The organism is Sphingopyxis sp. (assembly GCF_050725615.1).
Classification (GTDB): domain Bacteria; phylum Pseudomonadota; class Alphaproteobacteria; order Sphingomonadales; family Sphingomonadaceae; genus Sphingopyxis.
Window position 1 is genome coordinate 20,430 of record NZ_JBOHHU010000041.1, and the last position, 14,531, is coordinate 34,960.

Below are 14,531 nucleotides of genomic sequence, written 5' to 3' on the forward strand. Positions count from 1 at the left end.
CGATTTCACATTCACAACAAGGGGCGGTGGGCTGGATCGTGCTCGACCGTCCCGATGCGCTCAACAGCCTCGATCGCGAGAGCGTGATCCAGTTTACCGAGCGCCTGATCGCATGGCGCGACGACCCCGAGATCCGCGTCCTCGTCGTGACCGGCAATGGCCGCGCCTTCTGCGCCGGCGCCGACCTCAAGGAAGCGGGCGGCGCGGTCGGGCCGGGCGAAAAGACGCTGCTCGATCGCATCATCATCCTGTTCGACATGCTCCGCGCCTATCCCAAGCCGGTGATCGCGGCGGTCAACGGCCTCGCTTATGCCGGCGGGCTCGAGACGGTGATGTGCTGCGATATCGTCATCGCGGCGGAGGAGGCGAAATTCGCCGACGCCCATTCCAATTTCGGCGTTTTTCCCGGCGGCGGGGGCGCGGCGATCCTGCCGCGCAAGGTGCCGCCGAACGTCGCCCGCTATATGCTGTTCACCGGCGATGCGATCGGCGCGGCCGACGCGCGGATGTACGGGCTGGTCAACGAGGTCGTCACCGGGACGGAGCTGAAGCCGCGCGCGCAGGCGCTCGCCGAGCGCCTCGCGAAAAAGAGCCCGGGCGTGCTCGCGGGAATGAAGCGGGTCGCGATCGAGGCGACCGACAAGAGTGCGGCCGACGCGCTCCGGCACGAGCTGCTCGAAGCCCACACCCACGGCCGCAGCTACGACATGCACGAGGGTCTCAAGGCTTTCGCCGAGAAACGCGAACCCCAGTTTAAGGGATATTGATCATGGAAAATATCTACATCGTCGGCGTCGGCATGACCCATTTCGGCCGCCACATGGACAAGTCGGTCAAGCAGCTCACCGCGCTGGCGGTCGAGGATGCGCTGAAGGATGCGGGCTGCGACCGCAAAGCGATCGAGGCGGCCTTCTTCGGCAACACCGGGCAGGGCCATTTCGACGGCCAGCACATGATCCGCGGCCAGGTCGCGCTGCTGCCGATGGGGATCCAGGGCATCCCCATCTATAATGTCGAGGCCGCCTGCGCGTCAGCGAGCAGCGCCTTCAACCTCGCGGTGATGCAGCTGCGCGCGGGCGCCGCCGATGTCGCGCTCGCGGTCGGCGCCGAGAAAATGTATTATTCGGACAAGCAGAAGATGTTCTCGATCTTCGATTCCGCCTGGGATCTGGAGACACGGGCGACCAACGCCGAGGCGATCATTGCGCTCGGCAAGGATATCGAGCCGCCGCCGGGCAGCACTTCGGACAAGCCCTACAGCTCGTTCATGGACGTTTATGCCGGTTTTGGCCGTCAGCTCATGGCGCGTTTCGGCATCACCCAGCGGCAGGTCGCCGCCGTCGCGTCGAAGAACCACGGCCATTCGGTGCACAACGAGCGCGCGCAATATCGCATGCCGATGAGCATCGAGGAGATTCTCGCCGCGCCGCCGATCACCTATCCGCTCACGCTGCCGATGTGCTCGCCGATTTCGGACGGCGCCGCCGCGGCGATCGTCTGCACCGAGGCGGGGCTGAAGCGTCATGGTTTCGATCGCAGCCGTGCGATCAAGGTGCTCGCATCGGGAATGCGCGCGGCGAGCGACCGCGCGCCCGACGACCATAAGGCGTCGGCCGGGCACCAGCTCTCGCTGAAGATGTTCGAGGAGGCCGGGGTCGGCCCCGGCGACATCGACGTCGCCGAACTCCACGATGCGGCCTCGATCGGCGAACTGACGATCTGCGAGAATATCGGCCTGTTCGCCGAGGGCGAAAGCGGCGCGATGGCCGAAGCCGGCGAAACGACGATCGGCGGCAAGCTGCCGATCAATCCGTCGGGCGGCCTCGAATCGAAAGGCCATCCGATCGGGGCCACCGGTCTCGGCCAGATCTTCGAGATCGTCGATCAGCTCCGCGGCGAATCCGGCCAGCGCCAGGTCGAGGGCGCGCGCATCGGTCTGCAGGTCAATGGCGGTGGTGTCTGGGGGATCGAGGAAAGCATCGATCACATCGGCATCTTCGCGCGCGCCTGATTTCAACAAGGAAAAAGACAATGACTTACGTTCTGCCCACGGAAGAGCAGCAGCTCGCGGTCGAGAGCTTCCGCAAGTTCCTCGAAAGCGAAATCCGCCCCTTCGCGCGCCAATATCACGACCGCTTCATCCCGAAGGAGGCGATCCTGGAGATCACGCCGGCGCTCGCCGAATTCGGCCTGCCCGGCGCGGACATTCAGGAAGAGTTCGGCGGCCTCGGTCTGCCGATCGTGACGCGGGCGATGTTGCTCGAGGAACTGATGACGGTGTCGGTCGACCTCGGTTTGTTTATGATGATCAATTGCGGCATCGCGCGCTTCCTCGCCAATCTGGCGCCCGCGCATCTGCGCGAAAAATATCTGCCGGGCGTCTTGGCGGGCAAGGTCTTCGGCTGTTTCGGGATCAGCGAGCCCGACGTCGGGTCGAATGTCATCGACATCAAGACAAAGGGTGTCCGCGACGGCGATCACTGGATCATCAACGGCGAGAAGACGTGGATCACCGGCGGTCATTATTCGGATTTCATCATCTGCACGACACGGACGAGCGAGAAGGGGTTGTCGCACTTCATCATCGACCGCGAAGAGCATGGCTATGAATCGCGCAATATCGAGAAGATCGCGCTCAATTCGCAGTCCACGGCGCAGATTTTCGTGACCGATGCGCGTGTCCCGCACGCCAATATGTGCGGCGAGGAAGGGTTCGGCCTCAAGAATACGGTCAAGGAATTCGAGATGGCGCGCCCGCACGTCGGCCTGCTGTCGATCGGCCTGATGCGCGCAGCGCTCGAAGAGGCGATTGCCTATTCCAAGGAGCGCAAGCAGTTCGGCAAGGTTCTGGCGGCGCACCAGCTGGTTGCCGCCAAGATCGCCGAGATGGCGACGATGCTCGATGCGTCGAAGCTGATGTGTTACCGCGCGCTGTCGCTGATCGATGCGGGCGTCCGTTGCGATCTGGAATCGTCGATGGCGAAATGGTTCGCGACCGAGGCAGCGGTCAAGGCGTGCCGCGATGCGGTGCAGATCCATGGCGGCAATGGCCTGACCAAGGAATTCAATGTCGAACGCCTCGCGCGCGAAGCCATCGTCATTCCGATCCCCGACGGCACGACCGAAATCCAGAAGCTGATCATCGCACGCGGCCTGACCGGGGTTTCGGCCTTTATCTGATCTTCGGATCGCGGTCGTTCGTTCGGAGGGCTTCGGAGCGAGCCCCCGGGCGAGGGTCGGGATTCACCTCTCATCGCGGCGGATGGATTGTCTCCCATTCCGTCTCGATACTCCGGGCGGGAGCCGTGGTGGCGGCTCCGCTCTCCTCACCTGCCCGCATCGCCGGTTTCGCCTGTGCATTCGTGCCATAGGGGAAGCGGCGGTGCGGGACTGTTTTTCAGGGGAGTCGTTTCATGTCCTTCATCGTCAATCGCCGCGATCTCGATTTTCTGCTGTTCGAATGCCTCGGCATCGAGAGTCTGTTCGAAACGGCGCGTTACGAAGGCCTCGACCGCGCGATGATCGCGGGCATGTTCGACATGGCCGAAGCGATCGCGACCGAGACCTATCTGCCGTGGGCCGCAACGCTCGACGCCCATGAACCGCGCTTCGTCGATGGCCGGGTGGAAATCATGTCCGAGGTCGGGGAGGCGCTGACCGCCTATGCCGATGCGGGATTTTTTGCGGCGGGGATCGATCGCGACCTGGGCGGACTCCAGCTTCCCTATGTCGTGACGATGGCGATCAACGGCATGTTCACCGCCGCCAATCTGGGGATCGCGAACTACAGCTTCCTGACCATCGCCAACGCCAATCTGATCGCGGCCTTCGGCAGCGCGGAGCAGAAGCAGCTCTTCCTGCCGCCGATGCTCGAAGGGCAGTGGTTCGGGACGATGTGCCTGTCGGAGCCACAGGCCGGCTCCTCGCTTTCGGACATCCGCACCCGTGCGGAGCTGCAAGGCGACGGCAGCTATCATATTACCGGCAACAAGATGTGGATTTCGGGCGGCGACCATGAAATCGCCGAGAATATCGTCCATCTGGTGCTGGCGCGCACCCCCGACGCCCCGCCCGGCGTCAAGGGCATCTCGCTCTTCATCGTGCCCAAATACCGGGTCTCGCCCGACGGCAGCATCGGCGCGCGCAACGGCGTCGAACTCGCCGGTCTCAACCACAAGATGGGGCATCGCGGGACGACCAATTGCCTGCTCAACTTCGGCGAGAAGGGGGAGACGGTCGGCTATCTCGTCGGCGAGCCGTGCAAGGGCCTGTCCTATATGTTCCACATGATGAACGAGGCGCGGATCGGGGTCGGCCATGCGTCGGCCATGTCGGCGCTCGCGGGCTTTCTCTATTCGCTGAACTATGCACGGACACGCACCCAGGGGCGCAGCACGAAGGACAAGTCGCCGCTGACGCCGCAGGTCCCGATCGTCGACCATGCCGACGTCCGGCGCATGTTGATGGCGCAAAAGGCCGCCGTCGAGGGCGCGCAGGCGCTTTCCTGTTTTTGCGCATTGCTCGTCGATCAGCAAAAGGCGTCGCGCGATGCAGCCGAACGTGACGAGCTGGGGCTGCTGCTCGATCTGCTGACCCCGGTCGCCAAATCCTGGCCGTCCGAACATTGCCTTGAAGCCAATAAATGGGCGATCCAGGTGCTGGGCGGCTATGGCTACACCCGCGACTATCCGGTCGAGCGCCTGTATCGCGACAATCGCCTGAACCATATTCACGAAGGCACCTTCGGCATCCAGGCGATCGACCTGCTCGGTCGCAAGGTCCGGATGCAGGACGGCGCGGCCATGGACCTGCTGCTACGCCGGATCGGGGCCACGATTGCTCTCGCCCATGACGGCGACGATTTCGCGGCCGAGGCGGATGCGCTCGCCGGGGCGGTCGATGCCCTGCGGCGCGCCACGGATGCGGTTGTGCAAGCCGCCGATGGCGAGACAGGACTCGCCAATGCGACAATTTATCTCGATGCTTTCGGACATATCGTCATCGCATGGCTCTGGTTGCAACAGGCGCTGGCGGCGGCCGAGGCGCTTGACCAAGGTTCATCCGATCGGGCCTTTTACGAGGGCAAGGTCGCGGCTTTCCGCTATTTCTTCCGCTATGAGCTGCCGCTGATACATCCGCGTTTTGAGTTGGTGCGGTCGCTCGACACGACGTGTCTCGATGCCGGAGCGGAGCAATTTGCGGGCGTTTGAGTTCGCGACGCGTCCTTTCATATCATCGCTTCGCCTGTCGCGCGGCGAGCGCCCGCAAAGCGGGGTCGCCGCGCCAGTCGTAAACGGGATCGAACAGCGCGAAGAGCCGTTTGGCCTCGTCGCTGTCGCCCTGGACGACCCGCAGCGCGCCGCTGTCGATCAGCGCGGCGGGGTCGGCAAGATTGTTATAGAGTTTCGCCCAGCTTTCGGCGTCGGTCGCGATGGTCACGTCGGGCCGCCGTGCGCTGCCGTCGAGCGCGGGGATGAAGTCGACCAGCCCGCCTCTGATATGCAGTCCAAAGGCCTGATCGGAACCGAAGCGGAGACCGATCAACCGGTCGACATCGGCCGACCGTTCGGGGTTGATCCGGATGCGGTAATAATCGACGAAGCTCGCCAACTGGCTTGCGATCGCGCCGGGGCTGGAGGGGGCGGCCTTTAACACCGGCGTCGTCCCTTCGAGCGCCCGCGCCTGGGTCAGATACCAGGACCGGCTGTTGGTCGCGAGGGCACGGTAGCCCATCTCGCGCAGGCAGGTCGCTTTCAGCGCCCGGTTGCCGACGCTGTCATCGACGCGGACCAGATAGTCTGCCAGCTGGCAGGCCCAGAGATAGTCGCCCTTTTTGGTCGCGTCGCGCACCCGGGCGGCGACCGCCTGCGTTCCGCCCATCGCCTCGACCAGGCGGGCCGCCTCCTCGGTGGGGTGGAGGCGGTTGAGATGCGCGGCATCGCCGTCGAAGGGGCCGAAGATCGCGTCGTAGATGCGCGGCGGCATCGGCGCGAGGTCGCCGTAATTCTGGATCAGGATCGGCGATTTTTCGAGCCGCGGTGGCAGCTTGACCGAATAGCGCAACTCGTCCGGTCCCTTGCCCTCCAATATGCCCTTGAGCGTCTGATCGAGCAGGTAGGACAGCGCGTCGCGATAATCGGCGAGCCGCGCCTCGATCGCGGGGGCGCCGGCGAGCGACGCGCTATGCGTGCTGAGCAGGACGTCGGGCTTGAGTGCGGCGATTTCGTCGATCGCGTGGCGCCAGAGGCGCGGATCGCGATAACCGCCGCCGCGCACGCTATAGACGTTGGGAAACCAGCCCCAGACGATGTTGTTGAGCACGGCCTTGCGGGCGGGCACCCAGACCATGACCTGATATGGGGTGTCGGTGCCGATGTCCTTCGTCCGGAAAACCAGATCGAGTCCCGCGATCGTCAGCGTCTGCCCGTCCTCAACCGGCGTATCGACTGGAACAAAGCCGTCGCGCGCCAGCTTGATCGTGTTCTTGAAGCCCGCATCGGGTCCGGTTTCGGGCAGGTACGAGTTGAATTGCTGGAGTCCGCGCGCGCTCAAAACCGGGGCGATTTCCGGATAGAGGGTGAAGGCGCCGCGCGTGCGGGCCATTTCGGCATTGGTCTCGGGATGGCCGATGATCTGGATGTTCGTGTTGCCGCGCGCCGCTTCGGCATCGAGGAAGGCGCGCGTGCCCTTGTTATAATGCTCGTGCGAATAGATGATCGCCCGGACCGGCGCATCGGTTGCGGTGCGGAGCAGGCGATAGAAATGTTCGCCATCCTCGAGGCTTTCGCCGGTGTCGTAAAGGACGAGTCCGCCGGGTCCCTCGATGGCGTGGACATTGACGATGCTCGCCGATCCAAGGGTCCAGATTCCCGGCGCTACGGCGACGACGACATCCTTGTCATAGGATGTGCGCTGCGGCGAATCGACGGGCAGCTTCCAATAGGCGGCGGTGTCGGCGCTGACGCGGGCGCCATTGTCGAGTTGCTCCAACGGCGTGTCCGCCGCGTCCATATAGGGCGAGGGGAAGGTCGTCGCCGGCTGCTGCGCCAGTGTCGCGGGAGGTGCCGCCAGCAAGGCCAGAGTTACCCCGATATGTGTTGGCGCTGCTCTCATCGCTCTGTCCCTTGCTTCGCCCCGAAGGGCCGGTGGCTTTTCTCTCGGCTATGCGGGCGCGCGGATCGCTTCGAGCGCGTCGCGCCAGGTCTGGGGCAGCGGCGCCGGACGGCGGGTCGCCCGGTCGACATAGACGTGGATGAAATGCCCCTCGGCTGCGGCCTCCATATGGTCGTCGGTGAACAGGCCGATCTCGTAGCGGACGCTTGATGTCCCCAGGTGCCCGACGCGCAGCATCGCGGTGACCGGCTGGGGAAAGCCGACCGCTCGCCCATAACGGCAGCCGCTTTCGACGACGAGGCCAATGATCGCGCCATTTTCGATGTCGAGCATGCCGGAGCCGATGAGGAAGGCATTCACTGCACTGTCGAACCAACTATAATAGATCACGTTGTTCACATGACCATAAGCGTCATTGTCCATCCAGCGTGTGGTGATCCGATGGCTGGCGCGATAGGCGGTGCCGGGGCGGAATGTCTCTCGTGTCATCGACGGGCTTGCTCTCGCAGGAAAATGGGTCGGCATCGTCATCATGGCAGCGACCGGGCGGTGGGGACCAACCCTTGCCGGGGGGGGGGGGCTCGAGTGGCATGGCGCCTTGCGATGCGGATCGGTTCAGGCGGGAGATCTGCGCCGCTGCGACGCGGCTGGCGACTGCAGGGGCATCGGATGCAGCGCCAGTGGCGCCCCCCCCCATCGCAGGGAGTAACGCGGCGGCGGCTGTCGCCTATCAAATCGGCAGCGAACGCAACCGAGGATGGCATGACATATAACACGCTGAAATGGGACGTCGAAGACGGGATATTGATGCTGCGGCTCAACCGCCCCGACCAGCTCAACGCCTTCACCACCGAAATGGCGGACGAATTGGTCGATGCCTTTGGCAGGGCCAGCGAGGATGATGCGGTCGGCGCGGTGATCGTCACCGGCGAAGGGCGGGCCTTCTGCGCGGGCATGGACCTCGATGTCGAAGGCAATGTGTTCGGTCTCGACGAAAGCCTGCGCCCGACGATGGACCATATGCGTGCCGTGAAACCTGTCCCGAGCACGCGCGATGGCGTGCGCGACGAGGGCGGGCGCGTGACGCTGGCGATCTTCGACTGCAAGAAGCCGGTGATCGCGGCGATCAACGGCGCGGCGGTCGGCGTCGGCGCGACGATGACGCTGGCGATGGATATCCGCATGGTTTCGGAAAAGGCCAGGATGGGATTCGTGTTCGGCAAGCTCGGAATCACGCCCGAGGCTTGCTCGACCTGGTTCCTGCCGCGGCTCGTCGGGCCGCAGCAGGCGCTCGAATGGATATTGTCGGCCGATATATTCGACGCCGCCGAGGGACTGCGCGCCGGGCTGTTCCGGTCGGTCCATGCACCCGAAAATCTGATCGAAGCCGCGAAGGCGCTGGCGCGCAAGTTTACGGAAAACCGCTCGCCCGTCGCCGCCGCACTCGCCCGGCAGATGCTGCTCCGCAATTCCGCAATGTCCCATCCGATCGAAGCGCATCGCGTCGATTCGCTCGCGATGTTCTATACGAGCATCGCGGACGGGAAGGAGGGCGTCGCGGCGTTCCTTGAAAAGCGTAACCCGCAGTTCAGGGAGCGGGCGTCGGCGATGCCGGATTTCTACCCCTGGTGGGACAACGCATCGCTTTGACGCCCCGCATCCGTTTCCCCTCGTTCGGACAGAATCTCATGCAAACCAAAGCCGCTATCCTCCGCCGGCACGACGCCAACGGTCCTTATGCACAAAGCCGCCCGCTCGACATCGTCGCGGTCGATCTGGCGCCGCCCGGGCGAGGCGAGGTGCTGGTGGCGATCAAGGCGGCGGGGCTTTGCCATTCGGACCTGTCGGTTATCAACGGCGACCGACCGCGTCCCTTGCCGATGGCGTTGGGGCACGAAGCGGCGGGGGTGATCGAGGCGGTCGGCGACGGGGTCGACGACCTGGCGCCCGGCGACCATGTCGTCACCGTCTTCATGGCCAATTGCGGTCATTGCCTGCCGTGCGCCGAAGGACGCCCGGCGCTTTGCGAACCCGGCGCGGCCGCCAATGGCGCGGGCGAGCTGGTCGGCGGCGGAAGCCGCCTGTGTTCCGATGGCGCGCCCATCCATCACCATCTGGGCGTATCGGCCTTTGCCGAGCGCGCGGTGATGTCGCGCCGTTCGGTCGTGCGGATCGACCGCGATATTCCCTTTGTCGAGGCGGCTCTGTTCGGCTGCGCGGTGCTGACCGGCGTCGGCGCGGTCGTGAACACCGCGCGGCTCGGCCTTGGCGCCAGTGCGGCGGTGATCGGTCTCGGCGGCGTCGGCCTTGCCGCACTATTGGGGGCGAGGGCTGCGGGCGCGGCGCGGATCGTCGCGGTCGACCTGTCGCCGGAGAAGCTCGCGCTCGCCGCGGAATTGGGGGCGACCGATATCGTCGATGCCCGCGATCCGGATTGCGCGGCGCAGGTGCGGGCGCTGAGCGGCGGCGGGGTCGATTTCGCGTTCGAAATGGCGGGGTCGATCGGCGCGCTGGGCAATGCGGTCGAAATGACGCGGCGCGGCGGCATGACCGTGACGGCGGGCCTGCCGCCGCCGGGGGCGGCGTTGCCGGTCGATATTGTCCGGCTCGTCGGCGAGGAACGGACGTTGAAGGGCAGCTATATGGGGTCGTGCGTGCCCGCGCGCGACATTCCGCGCTTCATCCAGCTCTATCGCGAAGGGCGCCTGCCGGTGGACCGGCTGCTCAGCGGAACGCTGTCGCTCGACGAGATCAATGCGGGTTTCGACCGCCTTCAGGACGGGAGCGCCGTCCGGCAGGTCGTGCTCTTCTGATCCGGACCGGCCGGGATCAGCGCATCGGGGCCATGGCGGGCATGCACACCGGCGTCGCGGGGAAACAGGGCGCGCGCGAGGCCTGTCCGGCACGGGTATTGCGGCCGTTCAGCGTGAAGCATTGGCTCGGGATCTCGCGGCCCGCCGGCGACAGGAGCAGGGTCACCAGCGCCGCGAGCGACCCGGAAGCTCCACCGCTTTCGCTCGCCATGATGGCATGGAGGCGACGCTCGGGATCGCGCGCCGCCAGCGCCGCTTCCAGATTTCCGTCCGTCGGTCGCGCGTTCGGCACGATCACGATCGTCCGGGCGCTGTTATCGGGGCCCGCCGCCTTGGCATGATCGGCTGCCTCCGCCGTCGATGGGACGATCCGGATCGCAGCATCGTTGGCAATGCCATTTCCCGGCGCAAGGTCGGCACGGCCCCAATGGCTGGTGATCGAAGCGCGCAGCGCCTCGAGCGCAGCCCGGTCCGCCCCACATAGCCGGACATGCGCGCCGAGTTCGGCGAGGATCATCGCCAGGCCCGCCCCGATTTCGGTGTCACAGCCATCGATCGCGACGGCGACGTCAGAGAGCGCGCGGGAGTCGAATGTCGAGAGAAGGGCGGGCATGGTCACAGCTCCATATGCGGCGAGATCCTGCGATCTTTCCGCTGCTGCGCGCGCCCGGGCCACCCCTCGCGGAGGGGGGGGGGCATGCCTCAGCCGACGTGCCGTTCCGTCTTCGACCAATATTTGTCGCGAACGACGCGGCGCAGAACCTTGTGCGCCGCGCTGAGCGGCAGTTCGCCAACCAGCTTGATCGACTTCGGGACCTTGTGCTTGCCCAGCTTTTGCCGCGCATGGTCGAGCAATTCGCCCTCGGAGGCCGCACTGCCTTCCTTGAGCATGATTTCGGCATGGACCGCTTCGCCCCAGTCGGGGTGCGGAATGCCGACCACCGCCGACATCAGGACGGCGGGATGGGTGTTGAGCGCCCCCTCGACCTCGATCGCATAGACGTTGAAGCCGCCGGTGATGATCATGTCCTTCTTGCGGTCGACAATGTAGAGAAAACCGCGCGCGTCGCGGTAGCCAAGGTCGCCGGATTTCCAGAAGCCGTTCTCGAATTCCTGGGCCGTGCCTTCGGGATTGCGATAATAGCCGGTGATCGTCGTGCGTGCGCGCACCCAGACCTCGCCGACGCTGCCGTCGGGCATGTCGTTGCCGTCGTCATCGACGACCCGCATCTCGACCCCGCGCGCGACGCGCCCGGCCGAGGCGAGATGGGCGAGCGACCCGTTTGCATCGGGCAGGTGATCGCGCTTCGCGAGCAGCGCGACGGGCTGGAAGCATTCGGTGGCGCCATAGACCTGGACAAAGACGTTGCCGAACCGCGCCTGAAGCTGTTCGAGCTTCGACGGGCTGATCGGCGCGGCGCCGTAAAAGATGGTTTCGAGCGTCGACAGGTCGTGATCGTCGGCGCCGCCGAGTTCGAGCAGGCGATAGAGCATCGTCGGGACCAGCGTCGCGAGCGTGACGCGTTCGGCCTCGACCGCGCGGCACCAGGCGCCGAGGTCGGGCACATTCATGGTGATCAGCGTGCCGCCGCGGAAAAAGACGGGCAGGACGCCGATCGCGGCGCCGTGGCTCAGCGGCGCGAGTTGGAGCGACCGCGTCGTCTCCCGGAACAGGGCGTCCTCCTCCGCATAGAAGGAATCGCTGGTGCCGAGCCAGATGTCAGGCGAATATTGCGCGCATTTGCCGCGCCCGGTGGTCCCGCCGGTGAAGCGATAGAGCAGGATGTCTTCGTGGGCGTCGTTTTCGACGTCGGGGTCGGCGTCCGAAACGCCTTCCAGCAGGTCCCAGAAATAGTCGACACCATCGCGCGGCTCGGGCAGCGGGTCCATCGCGACGATCAGGATGCCCCGGTCGCGAAACGCTTGATAATAGCGGTCAACCAGTGCGGTTTCGAGAAAGGCGACCTTGGGGCCGATCCAGTCGGCCTGCCACAGATGCTCATCATAGGCGTCGTGAAGATTGGTGAGGACAGCCGCGGCATCGCCCTTGAGCAGCGTCCAGGCGTGGAGCAGCGAGAGATTGTCGTTTTCGAGCAGGCAGAGGTAACTTGTTCCGCGGGTAAGGCCGAGCTTGCCGCGCATCATGTTGACGATCCGGTTGGTCAGCTGGTGCAATTCCTCGAAACTGTAGCGACGGTTTCGTTCGAAATTCACCAGCGCTTCTTTCGGACCATAGGTCCGAACGACCTGACGCATCATGCGCGTGAAATTGACTTTCATCAGTCTCGTTCCTCTTCCGTCCGGCGTCCGCTGGTGGCGGCACCGCAATCTTGTTCATCCTGTCCCTTAGCGGATGGTGTCCCGGATTTTCTCCCCCCCTCGGTGAGGGGGTGGGTGTCCCCCCCGACAGGAGTGGTGCCAACAGCCCCGTGCGCCATGGGATCGAGGGGCATCCGAACCGAACAAGCAAGGAAAGACTCCAATGACCAGGAATTTTGAAGGCCGCGTCGCCATCGTCACCGGGGCAGGCAACGGATTGGGCCGCGCCTATGCCCTCGAACTCGCGCGGCGCGGGGCGAAGGTCGTCGTCAATGATCTGGGCGGAAGCCGCGATGGCAGCGGCACGTCCCCGGCGGCACAGGCCGTCGTCGACGAGATCGTCGCAGCGGGCGGCGAGGCGATCGCCAATTCGAGCAGCGTCACCGACGAGCAGGCGATGAACGCCCTCGCGCAGGAGGTGAAGGCCCAATGGGGGCGGATCGACATCCTCATCAACAATGCCGGCATCCTGCGCGACAAGAGCTTTTCGAAGATGAGCATCGACGACTTCCGCCTGGTCGTCGACGTCCACCTGATCGGTTCGGCGATCTGCACCAAGGCGGTGTGGGAGGTGATGAAGGAGCAGGGCTATGGCCGCATCCTGATGACGACCTCGGCCACCGGCCTCTACGGCAATTTCGGTCAGACCAATTATGGCGCGGCCAAGGCCGGTCTCGTCGGTTTCATGAACTCGCTCGGTATCGAGGGCGGCAAGAACGACATCCGGGTGAATACGATCGCTCCCGCCGCCGCGACGCGGATGACCGAGGACGTGATGCCCGAAGAGGTGCTGGCGCAGATGGACCCGTCCACGGTCGTTCCCGCCGCGCTTTATCTCGTGGGTGAGGACGCTCCGACGCGCACCATCCTGTCGGCCGGCGCCGGCGGTTATCAGCGCGCCTATATCACGCTGACCCGCGGCGTGCGCATCGATGCCGCCGAGGCGACGCTCGAGCGTATCGCCGCCGATATCGACGCGATCGGCGATCGAGAGGACGAGATCCTGCCCGATAACGCCTTTGTCCAGTCGGCGCTCGGCCTCGGCCAGATCTGAAATCGGGAGAACAGACGATGAAACGCAAAGTCTATGTCGCCGGCGTCGGGATGATCCCCTTCGCCAAACCGGGAATGAGCGAAAGCTATGACAAGATGGGCGCCGCTGCGACGCGGCTGGCGCTCGAGGATGCCGGTGTCGAGTATGACAAGGTGGAGCAGGCCTATGCCAGCTTCATCTATGGCGATACGTGCAGCGGGCAGCGCGCGCTCTACGAGGTCGGTCTGAGCGGCATCCCGATCTTCAACGTCAACAACGCCTGCGCGTCGGGGTCGTCGGCGATCTATCTCGCGCGGCAGGCGATCGAGAGCGGCGTCGCCGACATCGCGCTTGCGGTCGGTTTCGAACAGATGGTTCCCGGCGCGCTGGGTGCGGTGTTCAACGACCGCCCCTCGACGGCCGGACGATTCGTCGAAGCCACCGATGCCGTCCTGGGCGAATCGGACCTGCCCCTCGCGCTGCGGATCTTTGGCGGCGCCGGGTGGGATCATATGAAACGCTATGGCACGCCGCTCGAATCCTTCGCCAAGGTTCGCGCCAAGGCCAGCCGCCACGCCGCACGCAATCCGCTCGCGGTTTTCCGCAAGGAAGTGACCGCCGACGAAGTGATGGCCGATCAGGTCATATGGCCCGGCGTGATGACCCGGTTGATGGCCTGCCCGCCGACCTGCGGTGCGGCGGCGGCGATCCTGTGCAGCGAGGAGGCGGCGAACAAATATGGCCTCGACAAGCGCGTCTGGATTGCGGGCCAGGCCATGACGACCGACGCCGCCGATACCTTCGAGGGCGGCGACCTGCGCCGCGTCGTCGGCTATGGCATGGCACAGCGCGCCGCCAACGCCCTGTACGAGGCGACGGGTGTCGGACCCGACGACATCGACGTCGTCGAGCTCCACGACTGCTTCGCGCACAACGAGCTGGTCGTCTATGAGGCGCTGGGTCTCTGCCCCGAGGGCGGCGCGGCGAAATTCATCGACGATGGCGACAACAGCTATGGCGGCCGATATGTCGTCAATCCGTCGGGCGGACTGCTGTCGAAGGGGCATCCGATCGGCGCGACGGGCCTCGCGCAATGTTTCGAGCTGACGCAGCAATTGCGCGGCGCGGCCGACGCACGGCAGGTCGAAGGCGCGCGCGTCGCGCTCCAGCATAATCTGGGCGTCGGCGGCGCCTGCGTCGTGACGATGTACCGCAGCTGAGAAGGCGGGGCGCCGCGCCGTATCGCCGGTTTG

General features: G+C 65.2%; 12 protein-coding genes. 8 read left to right on the plus strand and 4 right to left on the minus strand.

Going from position 1 to position 14,531, the window contains the following annotated elements; genetic code table 11:
- Positions 1-26: 26 nt before the first annotated feature.
- From ACREB7_RS11300 to ACREB7_RS11315, 4 genes are all read left to right on the plus strand, one after another.
- Positions 27-767, plus strand: a complete 741-nt coding sequence (locus tag ACREB7_RS11300) for an enoyl-CoA hydratase/isomerase family protein (RefSeq protein ID WP_431592372.1) — start codon at positions 27-29, stop codon at positions 765-767.
- A gap of 2 nt (positions 768-769) precedes the next feature.
- Positions 770-2,011, plus strand: a complete 1,242-nt coding sequence (locus tag ACREB7_RS11305; RefSeq protein ID WP_431592373.1) for a thiolase family protein — start codon at positions 770-772, stop codon at positions 2,009-2,011.
- Positions 2,012-2,031: 20 nt separating this feature from the next.
- Positions 2,032-3,180, plus strand: coding sequence for an acyl-CoA dehydrogenase family protein (locus ACREB7_RS11310; RefSeq protein ID WP_431592374.1), 1,149 nt, complete (start codon positions 2,032-2,034; stop codon positions 3,178-3,180).
- 233 nt (positions 3,181-3,413) lie between these two features.
- A complete protein-coding gene (locus ACREB7_RS11315) occupies positions 3,414-5,210 on the plus strand; it encodes an acyl-CoA dehydrogenase (RefSeq protein ID WP_431592375.1) in 1,797 nt (598 codons plus the stop codon).
- Between the two features lie 22 nt (positions 5,211-5,232).
- Here ACREB7_RS11315 and ACREB7_RS11320 read toward each other — a convergent pair whose 3' ends face one another.
- Both ACREB7_RS11320 and ACREB7_RS11325 read right to left on the minus strand, forming a co-directional pair.
- Positions 5,233-7,113, minus strand: coding sequence for an alkyl sulfatase dimerization domain-containing protein (locus tag ACREB7_RS11320; protein ID WP_431592376.1), 1,881 nt, complete (start codon positions 7,111-7,113; stop codon positions 5,233-5,235).
- 48 nt (positions 7,114-7,161) lie between these two features.
- Entirely contained in the window at positions 7,162-7,602 is a 441-nt protein-coding gene (locus ACREB7_RS11325; RefSeq protein WP_431592377.1) for an acyl-CoA thioesterase, read from the minus strand.
- A 273-nt stretch (positions 7,603-7,875) separates the two neighbouring features.
- Here ACREB7_RS11325 and ACREB7_RS11330 point away from each other — a divergent pair, with 273 nt between their 5' ends.
- Both ACREB7_RS11330 and ACREB7_RS11335 read left to right on the plus strand, forming a co-directional pair.
- Entirely contained in the window at positions 7,876-8,763 is an 888-nt protein-coding gene (locus ACREB7_RS11330; protein WP_431592378.1) for a crotonase/enoyl-CoA hydratase family protein, read from the plus strand.
- Between the two features lie 38 nt (positions 8,764-8,801).
- On the plus strand, positions 8,802-9,926 hold the full coding sequence (locus ACREB7_RS11335) for a zinc-dependent alcohol dehydrogenase family protein (RefSeq protein WP_431592379.1): 1,125 nt from the start codon (positions 8,802-8,804) through the stop codon (positions 9,924-9,926).
- Between the two features lie 16 nt (positions 9,927-9,942).
- Here ACREB7_RS11335 and ACREB7_RS11340 read toward each other — a convergent pair whose 3' ends face one another.
- Positions 9,943-10,539, minus strand: coding sequence for a hypothetical protein (locus ACREB7_RS11340; RefSeq protein ID WP_431592380.1), 597 nt, complete (start codon positions 10,537-10,539; stop codon positions 9,943-9,945).
- A gap of 89 nt (positions 10,540-10,628) precedes the next feature.
- The gene (locus ACREB7_RS11345; RefSeq protein WP_431592381.1) at positions 10,629-12,206 is read right to left on the minus strand and encodes an AMP-binding protein; all 1,578 of its coding nucleotides are present in this window, start codon (positions 12,204-12,206) and stop codon (positions 10,629-10,631) included.
- A 202-nt stretch (positions 12,207-12,408) separates the two neighbouring features.
- Between ACREB7_RS11345 and ACREB7_RS11350 the strand changes: the two genes are divergently transcribed.
- A complete protein-coding gene (locus ACREB7_RS11350; protein ID WP_431592382.1) occupies positions 12,409-13,299 on the plus strand; it encodes an SDR family NAD(P)-dependent oxidoreductase in 891 nt (296 codons plus the stop codon).
- A 17-nt stretch (positions 13,300-13,316) separates the two neighbouring features.
- Positions 13,317-14,498: a lipid-transfer protein gene (locus ACREB7_RS11355; RefSeq protein ID WP_431592383.1), complete on the plus strand. Its 1,182-nt coding sequence runs from the start codon at positions 13,317-13,319 to the stop codon at positions 14,496-14,498.
- Positions 14,499-14,531 lie beyond the last annotated feature (33 nt).